This window comes from Roseovarius sp. MS2 (assembly GCF_051447875.1).
GTDB classification, from domain to species: Bacteria; Pseudomonadota; Alphaproteobacteria; order Rhodobacterales; family Rhodobacteraceae; genus Roseovarius; species Roseovarius mucosus_A.
On record NZ_JBKHVF010000001.1, the window covers coordinates 3,053,043 to 3,068,169 of the forward strand.

The following is a 15,127-nucleotide window of genomic DNA, read 5'->3' on the forward strand; positions in this document are numbered from 1 at the left end:
AGGGGCGTGTGCATAGCGCCCCTGCGCTCAGACTGTGACCGCAGCCAGCCCTTCGGATTCGAACCGCGCCAGTTGCGCCAGTTCTGCATCGCTCAGGGCAATGCCGCCGCTCAGGGCGTTTGCCCGCGCCGCAAAGCGCCGTTCAGAGGGCAGGCGCGCGCCCTGGCCACTGATGGCGCTCAACAGGCGCTCGCCTTCGGCAATCGGATCGCGCCCACTGCGTGCGGCGAAGGTCGCCGGATCGAGCGCTAAAACCAATGCGCCATGACGCGGCAAGAGGCTGGTGCCGCCGGAAAACTCTAGCGCTTCCTTGCTCATGAATTCACCCAGCATGGCACCGGCCAGCAATTCGACCATGGTCGAAATCGCCGATCCCTTGTGCCCGCCAAAGGGCAGCATCGCGCCCGCCAGTGCCGCCTCGGGATCGGTGGTGGGGTGGCCGTCCTTGTCCATCGCCCAGCCTTCGGGGATGGGCATGCCTGCGCGGCGGTGCAATTCGATCTCGCCCCGCGCGGCGACGCTTGTGGCAAAATCGAACACATAAGGATGCGGGCCGGGACGCGGCCAGCCAAAGGCAATCGGGTTGGTGCCCAAGAGCGGCTCTTTGCCGCCCGTGGGCGCGACCGAGGAATAGCTGGGGCACATCGAGAGCGACGCAAGGCCCCGCGCGGCCAAAGCCTCGACATCGTGCCAGAGCGCCGAGAAATGCAGGCAATCACGGATCACCAGCGCCGCCAGCCCGGTGTCACGCGCTCGCGCGGCCAAGGCATCGACAGCCGCGTCAAAGGCCGGATTGGAAAATCCGCCGCCCGCGTCCACCTCGATCACCGCGCGGCCTGTATCCTGTAGCACCGGCACAGCATCCGGCACCACCTTACCTGCCGCGATCACCCGCAAACAGCCCTCGATCCGGTAGATGCCGTGCGATTTGCAATGATCCCGCTCGCCCGCGACGATCACCCGCGCCACCGCTGCGGCACTCTCGGGGCGCACGCCGCAAGTCTCGAAAATCGACGTCACCCGCGCCAAGAGGTCATCAACGGAAATCGCGGTCTGCTCGGCCATGCGGGCTGTCTCCTTTTGCTTGGGCGGGTTATTTGTCGACGTCGGTATAGGTGCAGGCCCAGAACACCTTGGTCTCGGTGTCATCGAGTGCCCGCAGCCCGTGCTTGATGGTGCTGTCGAAATAGGCGCAATCGCCGGGTTCCATGATCACCGGCTCATAATGCTCGACCGTCAACTCGACCCGGCCCGAGAGGACATAGAGCGTTTCCTCGCCGTCATGTGATTCCAACTCGTCGCGCGTAAGGGGCGCGCGTTTCTCGACCAGCGTCACCAGTGGGATGATCTTTTTCTCGGCCAGTGCGTTGCGCAGCACCTCGTATTCGAAATTCTTGGCGCGCACCTTGCGGCCTTGGCCTGCGCGCGTCACGGTCATGCGCGTGGTCTGTGTCGCGTCATGATCGGCGGAAAAGAGCCGCTCCATGCCAATATCATAGGCGCGGGCGATCTTGATGAGGTTCTCATAGCTGGGTGAAACGCGCCCGTTCTCGATTTTGTGTATGGTCGAAAGCGCCAGACCCGTGCGCTGCGCCGCCACTTCGAGCGTATAGCCACAGGCCTGCCGCACGGCCTTCATGCGTGCGCCCAAATCCGCGCGCAGTTGATGGCGCTCTACGTCCCAATCATCCGCGGCACTCTCGACGGAGGTTTTTTCTGTTTCGGCCATAATTTTTCTTTTCTTACCAGTCATGATTGTTTAAGCATATATTTGTGTTGGGCACAACAGTAGCAATCCTGATATTGCAGGGGGAGACGGAATATCGGACTTTTCCGTCTTCCGGACCGAATTTCTCAGGAAACAAACTTCAACAAAGGGTGATCTCATGCCAGACCTGATTGTTGCCGCCGAGGTTCAGGGGCCAATCCTGCTCTGCGATGAGGGGCTGAGCGTCTGGGGCGGTGTTGATCCTCTGAGCGGTCGGATCATCGACGCGCATCACCCGCAGCAGGGGCAATCGCTGGCCGGTCACGTCGTGATGATGCCGACAAGTCGCGGCTCTTGCACCGGAAGTGGCGTGCTCTTGGGACTGGCCTTTGCCGGAACCGCGCCCAAGGCGCTGGTTTTCCGCGAGGGCGAGGATATCCTCACCTTGGGCGCGCTTGTTGCGACGCGGCTTTTTGAAAGGCCGATTGCTGTTCTGCGCCTTTCGGCCTCTGACTACGACCGTCTGGCACGCGAATCCCACGCCACGATCACCGCCACCCATCTGCGGGCGGGTGATCTGGAGTGGCCGCTGACCTCTGTTGCCTCTGAGGGTCTGACCCTCTCGGACGTTGACCGCGCCTTTCTGGCCGGGGACCATGGCGAGGCGGCGCAATTGGCGATGGAGATCATCACCACACTTGCCGCCGCCCAAGGTGCGCCAAGCCTGACGGATGTGACCCGCGTGCATATCGACGGCTGCATTTATGCCAGCCCCGCCTTTCTGACCTTTGCCCGCGCCATGGCGGACAAGGGCGGGCGGGTGCGGGTGCCCACCACGATGAACGCCATTTCCGTCGATCACGCCAATTGGCGCGCGCAGGGAGTGGCCGAAGATTTCGGCATTCCCGCCAGCCAATTGGCCGATGCCTATGTCGAAATGGGCGCGCGTCCCAGTTTCACCTGTGCGCCCTATCTGCTTGAGGACAAGCCGGTCGCGGGCGAGGATATTGCCTGGGCCGAAAGCAATGCAGTGATCTACGCCAACACGGTTCTGGGTGCGCGCACCGTGAAGCATGCCGATTTCATGGACCTCTGCATTGCGCTGACAGGGCGTGCCGCACGCTCTGGCGTCTATCTCGACCAGAACCGCGCAGCCCGCCGGATCATCGACATCGATGTGCCTGAAGGGATCGACGATGCCTTTTGGCCGATGCTGGGCTGGATCGTTGGTCAGGTCGCCCCCGACCGCATCCCGCTCTTGCGCGGGCTGGAGGGGCTGAATCCCTCCGAGGATGATCTCAAGGCGCTTTGCGCGGCCTATGGCACCACCTCTGCCTCGCCGATGATGCATATTGAAGGGATCACGCCCGAGGCGGACATGCCGCCCACGCCCGATTCCGATCACGCCCGCATCACGGCGGCTGATTTTGCCCGGCTTTGGTCAGGGTTCAATCAAGGTGCGGAAAAGGTCGATCTGGTGGCGCTTGGCAGTCCGCATTTTTCCGCCGCCGAATGCAGCGCCTTTGCGGCATTGATGGAGGGGCGGCAGGTCAATCCCGCCGTAGCCACGATCATCACCCTTGGTCGCGGCACGCTGAGCACCATCACCGCGAGCGGCGTCAAAGCACGGCTTGAGGCCGCCGGTGTGACCATCGTGCCCGATATCTGCTGGTGCTCGATTTCCGAGCCGGTTTTTCCGCCTTCGGCAAAGGTTCTGATGACCAACTCTGGCAAATATGCGCATTACGCGCCGGGTCTCAGCAATCGTGCCGTGCGGTTTGGCTCGCTCGCGCAATGTGCGCAGACCGCGCAATCTGGCATGGCCCCCACAACCTCACCGCCGTGGATTGCCGCGGCTCCAGCCCTTGCTGGCCACTGATCCGCCTCCACAGGCACAACGCCACGCATCCAAAGGAGTTTTCCGATGAACAAAGACGTCTTTCACGGCACCATCCCCGCCCTGCTGACCCCCTGCACCCCGGACCGCAAACCCGATTTTGACGCGCTGGTGCGCAAGGGGCAGGAAATGATCGCGGCAGGCATGTCGGGCGTGGTCTATTGCGGGTCCTGCGGTGACTGGCCGCTTTTGACGGACGCCGAGCGGATGGAGGGCGTCGAACGCCTGACCAAGGCCGGCGTGCCCGTGGTTGTGGGCACTGGCGCCATCAACACGAAATCCGCCGTGGCCCATGCCGCACACGCACAAAAAGTGGGCGCGGCGGGCCTTATGGTGATCCCGCGCGTTCTGTCGCGGGGCCTGTCTGTCGCCGCACAGCGCAACCATTTCAAGGCCATTCTAGAGGCGGCCCCAGATGTGCCCGCGATCATCTACAACAGTCCCTATTACGGCTATTCGACCAAGGCCGATCTCTTCTTTGCCCTGCGCGCCGAGCATAAGAACCTGATCGGCTTCAAAGAGTTTGGCGGCAAGAATGATCTGAGCTACGCCGCTGAACACATCACCTCGCAGGATGATGACGTGATCCTGATGGTGGGGGTCGATACCGAGGTTTACCACGGCTTTGTCAAATGCGGGGCGGTCGGGGCGATTACCGGCATCGGCACGATGTTCCCCAAAGAGGCGCTTTTGCAGGTGGCACTGTCCCGCCGCGCAGCAACGGGTTGCCCCGAGGCGGACATGCGCGCGCGCGAATTGGCCGATGCGTTTTCCGTGATTGCCAAGTTCGACGAAGGCGTCGATCTGGTGCTCTATTTCAAGCATCTCATGGTGCTGAAGGGCGAAGAGGAATACCGCCTCAACATCAACGAGACTGATGCGCTCTCGCCCTCTCAGGCGCGGTTCTGCGAGGCGCAGTTCCATCAGTTCAACGCATGGTTCGCCAATTGGGTCAAACAGGGCGGGGTGATCGCTGAATGCATGTGATCGACAGCCACACTGGCGGAGAGCCAACACGCGTTATTCTGGACGGGGGGCCGGACCTTGGGTCTGGTGCCCTGTCCGAGCGCGCTCGGCTGTTGGCCTCGGAGCATCGCGATTTTTACCAGTCGGTCAGCCTCGAGCCGCGTGGTCAGGTGGCGATGGTTTGTGCTCTGATGGTGCCGCCAACAGACCCGACTTGCGTGACCGGCGTGATCTATTTCGACGCCGAGGCGGTGTTGGGCATGTGTGGCCATGGCACCATCGGCCTTGTGGTCACTCTGGCACATATGGGCCGGATCAAACCGGGCATTCACCGGATCGAGACGCCCGTAGGTATCGTCACCGTCGATCTTATCGACGCCAACACCGTCACCGTCACCAATATCGAGAGCCGCCGCACCCATACCGGCGTCACGGTCGAGATTGAGGGGCTTGGCGTTGTCACCGGCGATGTCGCTTATGGCGGCAATCTTTTTTTCCTTGTCGATCCCAGCCCCGTTCAAGTCCATTCCAGCAATATCCGCGCGCTGACTGATGCCACCATCGCTGTGCGCGAAGCGGTGCAGGCGCAGGGAATAGACGTGGATCACGTGATCTTTTACGGCCCCTCTGATGATGCGGCGGCGCATAGCCGCAACTTTGTCCTTTGCCCTGACAACGCCTATGACCGCTCGCCCTGTGGCACCGGATGTTCGGCGCGGCTCGCCTGTCTGGCGGCTGAGGGGCGGCTGGACGCAGGGCAAGAGATCATGCAGGAAAGCGTGATCGGCAGCACCTATCGGCTGTCCTATACCCCCGGCCCGAACGGCGGCGTGATCCCCTCGATCACTGGGCGCGCCTATGTGATGGCCGAAAGCACATTGCTTTTTGATCCCAACGATCCGTTTCGCAACGGTATCCGTCTCTAACCCTTATAACAAAGGTGCCGCATGGCCCGCTCAGACATCATCGTCATCGGTGCCGGCATCATCGGCGTGACCAGCGCGCTTGCGCTGCAACGGGAGGGTCACCGCGTCCGCATTCTGGACCGCAAGGGCGTGGCGGCAGAAACCTCGCGTGGCAATGCAGGCGCGTTCGCCTATACCGATATCGAGCCGCTGGCGACGCCGGGCATCCTGCGCAAGGCACCGAAATGGCTGCTTGATCCCTTGGGGCCGCTGTCGATCCCACCGGCCTATGCGCTGCCGCTTTTGCCGTGGATGCTGCGGTTCTGGCGGGCGAGTTGGCAGGATCGCTACGCGGCGGCTGTGGCGGCGCAGGCGAGCCTGATGCACCATTCGCGTGCAGCCTTGGAGCGTTTGATCGCCAATGTCGACGGCGAGCCGTTGATGCGCCGCGAAGGGCAGTTGCAGGTCTATGAGGGCGAGGCGGCCTATCGCGCGAGCCTGCCCGCATGGACCCTGCGCCGTCAGCATGGCGTGCGCTTTGACCTCTTGGAAAGCCCCGCTGCCTTGGCCGAGATTCAACCCGGTCTCAGCCCACGGTTTACACATGCGGGCTATACCCCCGAGTGGATGAACACCGTCGATCCGGCGCGGTGGACCGAATATCTGGCGCAACAGTTTGTGGCCGCTGGTGGCGTGATCGAGTCCGCAGATATTCGCGCGCTGCGACAGGCGGGCGACGGCGTCGAGATTGAGACCGCCACCGGCACGATATGCGCCGATCAGGTGGTTCTGGCTGCCGGTGCTTGGTCGCACCATCTGGCGCGCACGCTGGGGGACACGATCCCGCTCGAAACCGAGCGCGGTTACAACACCACATTTCCCACCGCCAGTTTCGATCTGCGCACCCATCTGACCTTTGCCGATCACGGCTTTGTCGTGAGCAAGATTGGCGAGGGGCTGCGCGTGGGTGGGGCGGTGGAACTGGGCGGCCTGCGCCTTGCGCCCAACTACAAACGCGCGGAAACGCTGCTGCGCAAGGCCCGCGATTTCCTGCCGGGGTTTGATCCACAGGGCGGCACGCAATGGATGGGCTTTCGCCCCTCGTTGCCTGATAGCCTGCCGATCATTTCGCGCGCGCCGCGCGCCGACCGGGTGATCTATGCCTTTGGTCACGGGCATCTGGGGCTGACGCAATCGGCGGGCACGGCTGAATTGGTGGCGGCGCTTGCCGCACACCGTGATCCGGCGATAGAACTGCAGGCGTTTGACGCCGCGCGATTTTAAAGGGTGCGGGGTTGGGAGGCGTCAACCGCCCCAACCCGGCCTTTCCCTCTTACCGAACATTGGCCAGAAACTTCTGCGTCTCGGGGTGTTGCGGATCGCCAAAGAGCTGATCCGGCGCGCCGATTTCGGCCATGATGCCCTGATGAAAGAACGCCACGCGGTTCGACACATCGCGGGCAAAGCCCATCTCATGCGTCACGCAGATCATGGTCATGCCTTCTTCGGCCAGCATCTTGAGGGTTTCCAGCACTTCGCCCACGAGCTGCGGATCAAGCGCGGATGTCACCTCGTCAAAGAGCATGTAATCGGGCGACATCGCCAAAGCACGGGCAATGGCCATGCGCTGTTGTTGCCCGCCCGAGAGGCGCGAGGGATAGGTCGTCAGCTTGTCGCCCAGCCCCACATGGCGCAGCTGCTTTTCGGCGATCGTTTCGGCCTCTGCCTTGGCCATGCCCAGCACCTTGCGCGGGGCAAGGGTGACATTTTCCAGCACCGTCAGATGCGGAAAGGCGTTCCATTGCTGAAACACGATGCCCACCTTGCGACGCAGCTTGTTGAGATTGGTGGATTTGGCATGCACCTCGGTGCCGTCGATGGTGATCCGGCCACTATCAATCGGCTCTAGCCCGTTGATGCAGGTCAGCAGGGTAGATTTACCTGACCCAGACCCGCCGATTACGGTCACCACCTCACCACGCTGCACCGTCAGGTCGATCCCCTTGAGAACCTCCAGATCGCCAAAGGATTTACGGACATTCTGGATCTCAATCATTGGACCACCTTTTTTCGAGATAGCCGCCGAAACGGGCAAGCGGGAAGCTGATGACAAAGTAGAACGCGCCGCAGATCAACAGCAGGAACAGTGGTTCTTGCAGGCGCGTGATGAGGATTTGGGTGGATTTCAACAGTTCGGTAACCTGCACCACATAGACCAGCGCCGAGTCCTTCATCACCCCAAGCGCCAGACCGATCCACGAGGGCAGGGCGACGCGCGTGGCCAGCGGCAGCACGATATAGCGCATGTCCTGCCCCCATGTCAGGCCAAGGGACCGCGCCGCGCGACGGGTGATTTCCGGCACCGCATCAATCCCGCCACGCACGATTTCGGCGCAATAGGCCGAGGTGTAGAGCGACAGCACGATGCAGGCCACGGTAAAGCCGGAAATCTGAAGTTGCAGCACCATGCCGACAAAGGCGTTGCCCAAGACCAGTTGGATAAGAAGCGGCACAGAGCGGAAAATGTCGAGAAAGAAGGTCAGCGGTGCGGCCAGAACGGGGCCAAGCTGCATTCGGATCACCCCAAAGAGGATGCCCAAGAGGGTGCCGATGACCACGGAAATTGCCGTGACAAGGATCGTGATCCCTGCGCCCTTGGCGAGAAAGACCAGATCATTGGCGGTGAGGGCGGTGTCGAACATGCGCGTCTCCCCTCAGTACCGGAACAGACGCGCCGCGATCAGGCGGCCGCCGATGGTGATGGTTTTGGTGATCAGGTAAAAGATCACGGCGGCCAGCGCGAACAGCTCGAATGTGCGGAACGTCAGTGCGTTAAGATCCTGCGTGACCCCGTAAAGATCACTGTTCATGCCCACGGTGACGCCCAAAGAGGTCATCAGGATCGCCCAGACCATCTGATTGGTCATCGGCAGGAAGGAAATGCGCAGCATCTGCGGCAGGATGATGTAGCGAAAGGATTGCAACTGCGTCAGGCCCAGAGACCGCCCCGCGCGCCCCTGCGTATCTGGGATCGCCTTGAGTGCGCCGCGAAAATTCTCGGTCAGATAGCCCGCATTGTTGAAGGTGATGCCGATCAGGATCGACACGAAGGGGCTGAAATGGATGCCAAAGCTGGCCACGCCAAAATGCGCCATATAGATTTGAAAGAGCGCAGGCGTATTGCGCGCAATTTCCACCCAAGTGGTTGCAAAGGCCATCAGCGGGCGTGACCCCGATAACCGGAAGACGGTAAGCAGGATGGCAAGTGCTATGCCCAAGGCCATCGAGAGGATCGCGATTTCCATCGTGACCAGCGCCCCGTCAAGCATCTGCGGCAGGCGGTTCAGGGCCTGTTTCCATTGGAAGGTATAGTTGAACATCAGGACACCCCGCCCCTAGGGCAAATAGCAAATGGCGGCGCGGGGTGTCCGCGCCGCCAATCCTAGCGCAAGCTATCAGCGATAGGCGTTCGGCACCATCAGTTTCGGTACTTCGCCGCCAACCCACTTCTCGTAAAGCTCGTCATACCGGCCGGTGCGCACCTGCTGGTTCACGAAAAGATCGAGATAGTTGAGAAAGCCGTATTCGTCCCGCTTGGCAAATAGCGCCACATAGTCGGTGTCGAAAGGGGCAAAACCTACAACGGTGATGTCCTTGTAATTGCCCGACTGCACGTTGGCCTGTGCTACGGTGGATGTCGACACGGTCGCGTCAAGCTGGCCTTGGCTCAGCGCCAGGAACACATCGGCCTGCGTCTGATAGGGGCGGAATTCGCCCTCGCCCCATTCCTTGACCTGTGCCTCAAGCGCGATGGCCTCGTAGGTGCCTGCAACCGCGCCGACGGTGTGGCCCTTCATCCCCTCGTAAGAGGTGATGCCGGTGCCGGAACTGGCGGTTACGGCCATTTCAAAGGCGAAATAGGGGATCGAGAAACCGACCGTCTTGGCCCGCTCCAGCGTGTCCGAGGTCGAGGCGACGCCCACATCGACGCGGCCAGACATCAGCGCCGGAATACGCTCGGGGAAGGGGGTTTCGACGATTTCTGCCTCTACGCCAAGAGCGGCGGCCAGATCGTTGCAATAATCGACGTCAAAGCCGATCGGCACGTTGTTGGCATCGCGCATCCCCATTGGCGGGAAATCGAGCACGACAGCGCAGCGCAATGTGCCCGAGGAAATAATGTCATCGAGTTTGTCCGCCTGAGCGGTGCCTGCGATGCTGGTCATGCCCAGCAAGGCAGCAAAAAGCGTCACTTTTTTCATTGGTGGTCCCCTCTCTGTTGATTCTTTTCTCAGCATGAGGCCTTTGGTTCTTTTTTGCAATAATTTTCCTAAAAGAAAAATACTGGCATGTCGGGAAAAAAATCGGTAAGCCATGAAAACCCCGCATCAGGCCTTTGATCGCGGTCGTATCTTCCCTCGAACCGAAAGGATTTCCCATGACCTTTACCCCCCATGGCAAGCATCTGATTGCAGGCACGTGGACAGGCACCGAAGAGACAGTGCTGTCTGATCCGGCAGAGGGCGCAGGCCATGCGTTTTCGGTCGGCACGCCGGACCTTGTCGATAGGGCGGCGCGGGCCGCGGAAGAGGCGTTCTGGACCTTTGGCACCACCAGCCGGGCCACGCGCGCGGCGTTTCTGCATGCTATCGCCGATGAAATCGAGGCGCGCGGCGCACAGATCACCGAGATCGGTTGCGCCGAGACCGGCCTGCCTGCTGCGCGGCTTGAGGGCGAGCGTGGGCGCACGACCGGGCAATTGCGGCTCTTTGCCGAGCATATCCTAAGGGGCGATTACCTCGACCGTCGCCATGATGCTCCGCTGCCAGACCGCAAACCCCTGCCACGCCCCGATTTGCGGATGATGCAACGGCCCATCGGTCCGGTGGCGGTCTTTGGCGCATCGAATTTCCCGCTCGCCTTTTCCACGGCAGGCGGGGATACGGCGGCTGCCCTCGCGGCGGGTTGTCCGGTGGTGGTCAAGGGCCACGGCGCGCATCCCGGCACCTCCGAAGTGGTGGCCGAGGCCATCCATGCGGCGATTGTGAAATCTGCGATGCCAAGCGGCGTGTTTAGCCTTGTGCAGGGTGGCAATCGTGCGGTTGGACAGGCGTTGGTGCAGCATCCCTTGATCCGGGCGGTTGGCTTTACCGGCTCTCTGGCAGGGGGTCGCGCGCTCTTTGATCTCTGCGCGGCGCGCCCCGATCCGATCCCGTTTTTCGGCGAATTGGGCAGCGTCAATCCGATGTTTCTGTTGCCCGAGGCAATGGCGGCGCGCGGGGCGGCCATCGCAACCGGCTGGGCCGGATCGCTGACGATGGGCGCGGGGCAGTTTTGCACCAATCCGGGCATTGCGGTTGTCCTCAAAGGACCAGAGGCAGAGACCTTTGCAGAAGCAACGCGCGCGGCGCTGAGTGAGAGCGGTGCGCAAGTGATGCTGACCGATGGAATTGCTGCGGCCTACGTGGCGGGTGCGGCGCAGATGGCGGCGCAGACGGGGGTGCAAGACCTGTTGACCGCGATTTGTGATCAACGTCAGGCCAAGCCCTTTCTCTACCGGGTCGCTGCGCGCGACTGGCTGGGCAATCATGCGCTTGGCGAAGAGGTCTTTGGGCCCCTTGGCCTGATCGTTGTGGCCGAGAATGCCGAGGAAATGGCAGCCGTCGCGCAGAGCCTCAAGGGCCAGTTGACCGCCACCCTGCACATGGACGCAGGCGACACGCCTCTTGCGCGCTGCCTGTTGCCCGTGTTGGAACGCAAGGCGGGCCGGGTGCTGACCAATGGCTTTCCAACCGGCGTTGAAGTCTGCGATGCGATGGTCCACGGCGGGCCGTATCCGGCCTCGACCAATTTCGGTGCCACCTCTGTGGGCACCCTCTCGATCCGCCGCTTCCTGCGGCCCGTCTGTTACCAGAACATCCCCGAGGCCCTCTTGCCAGAAGATTTGGTTTAGGGTTCGCAGCGTTCTAAAACACACAGGCCGGGAAAATCCCGGCCTGTTGCTTTTAGAGCTATGTCAGCACATCACGGCTTGCCGCGCTTCGGTGGGGTGCTGCCGCCAAATCCCGCGCGGGCTTTGGGTGCAGCACCTTTGCCTTTGGGCTTTCCAGCGGCAGGCTTTCCCGCGCCGGGTTTGCCAGCAAAGGTCTTGCCTGTGCCGGGTTTGCCGGGCTTTTTCGCCGCTCCGGGTGGAACAAACCGTTTGGACGTATCGGCCGCAAGATTGGGTCTGGGCGCGGCTGGTTCCGCGTCACGGGGCGCAGGGCGCGCGCGCGGCTTGTCAAAGGGTTTGTCCGACGGTTTCGCCCCCGGCTTGCCATAGGGCTTTGTGCCGGGTTTGCTATCCGACTTGTCATAGGGCCGGCCTTCGGGCTTGCCAAAGGATTTACCGGGTTTGCGATCCCCGGCGGGCTTGCCAAAGGGCTTGTTGGCAGGTTTGCCAGCGGGCTTGTCACCGGACCAAGGTTTTTTGGCCGGGCGTGGCGCATCGCCCGCCTCTGCACGCGGTTTGCGATACGGGGTCACCGTGCCATCCTCGACCGCGCGGGTCATTGCCGCGGGCGGCGCACCTGCCGGTTTCGGGCGCGGCTTCGGGGCGGTGCGTGGGGCAGAATGGTCGCGCGAGCCGCCATACTCGCGGGGCGCGCGCGCAGGGCGGTCCTCTCGCGGGGCGCGGGGCGCACGTTCGGGACGATCTTCGCGCGGGGCGCGCGGGGCAGGGGCAAATGCCGGGGCACTATCCAGAGCGCGGGCGATGATGCCCTCATCCAGTTGCCCGCCTTCACCGAGCGACGAAAGAAATCCGGGAACGGCGGCCTCTGCCAGTTCGACAAAGGTTTCGGCAGCCTGCACGCGGATGGCCCCAATCGCGGATTTGTCGAGATTGCCAGCACGGCACAAAAGCGGAAGCAACCACCGCGCCTCGGCCCGGTCGTCATTGCCAACCGACAGCGCAAACCAGCGGCTTGGGCCAAAGGCCGACCGCTCGCGCGCCGGAGCTGGCGCGCCGGGTGCGCTCAGTTCCTCGGGTGCGGACCAGCGCGATTTGTAAAGACGCAGATAGGCGGCGGCGATCACCTCGGGGCTGTGCAGCGCCAGCAATTCAGCGGCAAAGGCACCTTCGGTCTCGGACGGCGTTTCGGACCAGACCGGGTCGGACAACAGGCGCTCGCGATCCTTGGCCTCGATATCCTCGGGCGTGGGGGGCGTGGTCCATTCTGCGGTGATCTTTGCGAATTTGAGCAGGCGCTCTGCCTTGTTTGCCGATTTGAGTGGAACGATAAGGGCAGAGATGCCCTTGCGTCCGGCGCGACCCGTGCGGCCCGAGCGGTGCAAGAGGCCTTCGGAATTGGTGGGCAGTTCGGCATGCACGACCAGATCAAGGTTGGGCAGGTCGATACCCCGCGCGGCGACATCGGTGGCGACACAGACCCGGGCCCGCCCGTCGCGCATTGCCTGCAGGGCATGGGTGCGCTCGGACTGGCTCAACTCGCCTGAGAGCGAGACCACGGCAAAGCCGCGATTGGACAGGCGTGCCGTCAGGCGGGCCACCATGGCGCGGGTATTGGCGAACACAATCGCATTCTGGGCATCGTGATAACGCAGCAGGTTGATCACGGCGCCCTCGGCATCTTGCGGCGACACAGTCAGCGCCTGATAGGCGATATCGGCATGCTGTTTCGCGCCGGTGAGCGTGGTCACACGGTGCGCATCGCGCTGGAATTTCTCAGCCAGCTTGGCGATCATCGGCGGCACGGTGGCCGAGAACATCAGCGTGCGGCGATCTTCGGGCGCTGCGGCCAGCATGAATTCGAGGTCTTCGCGAAAGCCGAGATCGAGCATCTCATCGGCCTCGTCAAGCACGATGGCGCGCAGGCTTGTCATATCGAGCGCGCCGCGATTGATGTGGTCACACAGACGTCCGGGCGTGCCGACAACAATATGCGCCCCGCGCTCCAGCGCGCGCCGCTCGTCACGGGCATCCATCCCGCCAACGCAAGTGACCAAACGCGCGCCGGCTTCGGCATAAAGCCAGCTCAGCTCGCGCATGACCTGAAGCGCCAGCTCTCGCGTCGGGGCCACGATCAGGGCCAGCGGTGCGGCGGCAGGCGGCAATCGGTCCTCACCCCCCAGCAGGGTGGGCGCGATCGCAAGGCCAAACCCTACGGTTTTACCAGATCCGGTCTGGGCCGAGACCAGAAGATCAGAGCCAGACAGCGCGGGGTCCGTTACCGCCTCTTGCACAGGCGTCAGGGTTTCATAGCCGCGCGCGGCAAGAGCATTGGAGAGGGCAGGCAGGATCATGGGGGAGGTCGGTTCCGAAAAAGGGGTGCGGCTTGCGCGTCAAGCCGCGACGCATAGCTCAGTCACGCGCTGTTGTATATGGCAAATACGTCTGTCTGGCAGTGCCCCTTGTGGTCGCATCGGGATTGCGCCACCTTGGGGAAAATCCCGAATTTGCGAACAGGAGGCTGACCGATGCCCGTCAAGAACCGCTTTGCCGAATTGCACACTGACATAACAGAATGGCGCCGCGATATCCATGCCCATCCCGAGATCCTCTATGAGACGCATCGCACCAGCGCACTGGTTGCCGAAAAGCTCAAGGCGTTCGGCTGTGACGAGGTGGTGACAGGCATTGGTCGCACCGGCGTGGTGGGGGTGATCAAGGGCCGCAGCACCGCATCGGGCCGGGTGGTCGGCCTGCGCGCCGATATGGACGCGCTGCCCATTCACGAGGCCACTGGCGTGGACTATGCCAGCAAGACCCCCGGTGCGATGCATGCCTGCGGCCATGACGGGCATACCGCGATGCTGCTTGGGGCCGCGCAATATCTGGCAGAGACCCGCAATTTCGATGGCACGGCCGTGGTCATCTTTCAGCCTGCCGAGGAAGGTGGGGCAGGCGGGCGCGAGATGTGCGAGGATGGCATGATGGACCGCTTCGGCATTCAGGAAGTTTACGGCATGCACAACTGGCCGGGCCGCCCGGTGGGCAGCTTTGCCATTCGCCCCGGTGCGTTTTTTGCGGCGACAGACCAGTTCGACATCGCGCTGACTGGCAAGGGTGGACATGCCGCAAAGCCGCATGAAACCGTGGATACCACTGTCATGGCTGCGCATCTGGTCACGATGTTCCAAACCATCGCCAGCCGCAACGCTGATCCTGTGGATCAGATAGTGGTGTCGGTCACGTCGTTTCAGACCTCTTCGACCGCTTTCAACGTAATCCCGCAGGGGGTGCATCTGCGTGGCACTGTCCGCACCATGAGCCCTGAGATGCGCAATCTGGCCGAGCAGCGCATTCGCGCGCTCTGCGAGCATGTGACGGCGGGTTTCGGCGGCAAGGCCGAAGTAAGCTATCACCGGGGTTATCCGGTGATGATCAACCACGAGGAACAGACAGAGTTTGCAGCGAGCGTTGCGGCCAAGGTCAGCGGCGGGTGTGAAGAGGCACCTTTGGTCATGGGCGGCGAAGATTTCGCCTTCATGCTCGAAGAGCGCCCCGGCGCCTATATTCTGGTCGGTAACGGCGATACCGCCATGGTCCACAGCCCCGATTACAATTTCAATGACGAGGCTATTCCGGCGGGTTGTAGCTGGTGGGCGGGGATCGTCGAAGAACGTATGCCAGCGTGATCCCAACCCGGA

13 protein-coding genes are annotated in these 15,127 nt (G+C 62.4%); 6 read left to right on the forward strand and 7 right to left on the reverse strand.

Translation table 11 applies throughout. The annotated features are described in order from the left end of the window. Nucleotides 1-27: 27 nt before the first annotated feature. Together ACLGGT_RS15030 and ACLGGT_RS15035 are read right to left on the reverse strand one after the other, a co-directional pair. The gene (locus tag ACLGGT_RS15030) at nucleotides 28-1,065 is read right to left on the reverse strand and encodes an Ldh family oxidoreductase (protein ID WP_437196709.1); all 1,038 of its coding nucleotides are present in this window, start codon (nucleotides 1,063-1,065) and stop codon (nucleotides 28-30) included. A 28-nt stretch (nucleotides 1,066-1,093) separates the two neighbouring features. After that, nucleotides 1,094-1,729, reverse strand: coding sequence for a helix-turn-helix domain-containing protein (locus ACLGGT_RS15035; RefSeq protein WP_437196710.1), 636 nt, complete (start codon nucleotides 1,727-1,729; stop codon nucleotides 1,094-1,096). A gap of 157 nt (nucleotides 1,730-1,886) precedes the next feature. Between ACLGGT_RS15035 and lhpI the strand changes: the two genes are divergently transcribed. From lhpI to ACLGGT_RS15055, 4 genes are read left to right on the forward strand one after another with little or no spacing between them, the layout of a single operon-like run. After that, complete coding sequence (lhpI, locus tag ACLGGT_RS15040) at nucleotides 1,887-3,587, forward strand: cis-3-hydroxy-L-proline dehydratase (RefSeq protein WP_437196711.1); 1,701 nt, start codon at nucleotides 1,887-1,889, stop codon at nucleotides 3,585-3,587. Nucleotides 3,588-3,632: 45 nt separating this feature from the next. Then, nucleotides 3,633-4,592 (forward strand): dihydrodipicolinate synthase family protein, encoded by a 960-nt coding sequence (locus ACLGGT_RS15045; protein ID WP_008282002.1) that lies wholly within the window; start codon nucleotides 3,633-3,635, stop codon nucleotides 4,590-4,592. Further along, nucleotides 4,583-5,497 (forward strand): proline racemase family protein, encoded by a 915-nt coding sequence (locus tag ACLGGT_RS15050; RefSeq protein WP_437196713.1) that lies wholly within the window; start codon nucleotides 4,583-4,585, stop codon nucleotides 5,495-5,497. Before ACLGGT_RS15045 ends, ACLGGT_RS15050 begins: the two co-directional genes overlap by 10 nt. Nucleotides 5,498-5,518: 21 nt before the next feature. Then, entirely contained in the window at nucleotides 5,519-6,760 is a 1,242-nt protein-coding gene (locus tag ACLGGT_RS15055) for an NAD(P)/FAD-dependent oxidoreductase (protein ID WP_437196714.1), read from the forward strand. 49 nt (nucleotides 6,761-6,809) lie between these two features. Here ACLGGT_RS15055 and ACLGGT_RS15060 read toward each other — a convergent pair whose 3' ends face one another. The 4 genes from ACLGGT_RS15060 to ACLGGT_RS15075 form a co-directional block, all read right to left on the reverse strand. Then, entirely contained in the window at nucleotides 6,810-7,532 is a 723-nt protein-coding gene (locus tag ACLGGT_RS15060) for an amino acid ABC transporter ATP-binding protein (RefSeq protein WP_437196715.1), read from the reverse strand. Beyond that, nucleotides 7,525-8,178, reverse strand: a complete 654-nt coding sequence (locus tag ACLGGT_RS15065) for an amino acid ABC transporter permease (protein WP_008282006.1) — start codon at nucleotides 8,176-8,178, stop codon at nucleotides 7,525-7,527. The genes ACLGGT_RS15060 and ACLGGT_RS15065 overlap by 8 nt, the downstream gene beginning before the upstream one ends. A 12-nt stretch (nucleotides 8,179-8,190) precedes the next feature. Next, nucleotides 8,191-8,856 carry an amino acid ABC transporter permease gene (locus ACLGGT_RS15070; protein ID WP_008282007.1) on the reverse strand — a complete coding sequence of 222 codons (666 nt, stop codon included), beginning with the start codon at nucleotides 8,854-8,856 and terminating at the stop codon, nucleotides 8,191-8,193. A 75-nt stretch (nucleotides 8,857-8,931) separates the two neighbouring features. Beyond that, on the reverse strand, nucleotides 8,932-9,738 hold the full coding sequence (locus tag ACLGGT_RS15075) for an ABC transporter substrate-binding protein (protein WP_437196716.1): 807 nt from the start codon (nucleotides 9,736-9,738) through the stop codon (nucleotides 8,932-8,934). Nucleotides 9,739-9,914: 176 nt separating this feature from the next. Here ACLGGT_RS15075 and ACLGGT_RS15080 point away from each other — a divergent pair, with 176 nt between their 5' ends. Then, nucleotides 9,915-11,429 (forward strand): aldehyde dehydrogenase (NADP(+)), encoded by a 1,515-nt coding sequence (locus ACLGGT_RS15080; RefSeq protein ID WP_437196717.1) that lies wholly within the window; start codon nucleotides 9,915-9,917, stop codon nucleotides 11,427-11,429. Between the two features lie 71 nt (nucleotides 11,430-11,500). Here ACLGGT_RS15080 and ACLGGT_RS15085 read toward each other — a convergent pair whose 3' ends face one another. Next, the gene (locus ACLGGT_RS15085) at nucleotides 11,501-13,780 is read right to left on the reverse strand and encodes a DEAD/DEAH box helicase (RefSeq protein ID WP_437196718.1); all 2,280 of its coding nucleotides are present in this window, start codon (nucleotides 13,778-13,780) and stop codon (nucleotides 11,501-11,503) included. Nucleotides 13,781-13,954: 174 nt separating this feature from the next. Here ACLGGT_RS15085 and ACLGGT_RS15090 point away from each other — a divergent pair, with 174 nt between their 5' ends. Further along, complete coding sequence (locus ACLGGT_RS15090) at nucleotides 13,955-15,115, forward strand: M20 aminoacylase family protein (RefSeq protein WP_081508332.1); 1,161 nt, start codon at nucleotides 13,955-13,957, stop codon at nucleotides 15,113-15,115. Nucleotides 15,116-15,127: the final 12 nt, after the last annotated feature.

Coding starts and splice junctions, on each gene's coding strand:
- ACLGGT_RS15060 (WP_437196715.1), bottom strand. CDS start 7,532: ATGATTGAGATCCAGAATGTCCGTAAATCCTTTGGCGATCTGGAGGTT.
- ACLGGT_RS15080 (WP_437196717.1), top strand. CDS start 9,915: ATGACCTTTACCCCCCATGGCAAGCATCTGATTGCAGGCACGTGGACA.
- ACLGGT_RS15075 (WP_437196716.1), bottom strand. CDS start 9,738: ATGAAAAAAGTGACGCTTTTTGCTGCCTTGCTGGGCATGACCAGCATC.
- ACLGGT_RS15030 (WP_437196709.1), bottom strand. CDS start 1,065: ATGGCCGAGCAGACCGCGATTTCCGTTGATGACCTCTTGGCGCGGGTG.
- ACLGGT_RS15090 (WP_081508332.1), top strand. CDS start 13,955: ATGCCCGTCAAGAACCGCTTTGCCGAATTGCACACTGACATAACAGAA.
- ACLGGT_RS15065 (WP_008282006.1), bottom strand. CDS start 8,178: ATGTTCGACACCGCCCTCACCGCCAATGATCTGGTCTTTCTCGCCAAG.
- ACLGGT_RS15085 (WP_437196718.1), bottom strand. CDS start 13,780: ATGATCCTGCCTGCCCTCTCCAATGCTCTTGCCGCGCGCGGCTATGAA.
- ACLGGT_RS15055 (WP_437196714.1), top strand. CDS start 5,519: ATGGCCCGCTCAGACATCATCGTCATCGGTGCCGGCATCATCGGCGTG.
- lhpI (WP_437196711.1), top strand. CDS start 1,887: ATGCCAGACCTGATTGTTGCCGCCGAGGTTCAGGGGCCAATCCTGCTC.
- ACLGGT_RS15050 (WP_437196713.1), top strand. CDS start 4,583: ATGCATGTGATCGACAGCCACACTGGCGGAGAGCCAACACGCGTTATT.
- ACLGGT_RS15035 (WP_437196710.1), bottom strand. CDS start 1,729: ATGGCCGAAACAGAAAAAACCTCCGTCGAGAGTGCCGCGGATGATTGG.
- ACLGGT_RS15045 (WP_008282002.1), top strand. CDS start 3,633: ATGAACAAAGACGTCTTTCACGGCACCATCCCCGCCCTGCTGACCCCC.
- ACLGGT_RS15070 (WP_008282007.1), bottom strand. CDS start 8,856: ATGTTCAACTATACCTTCCAATGGAAACAGGCCCTGAACCGCCTGCCG.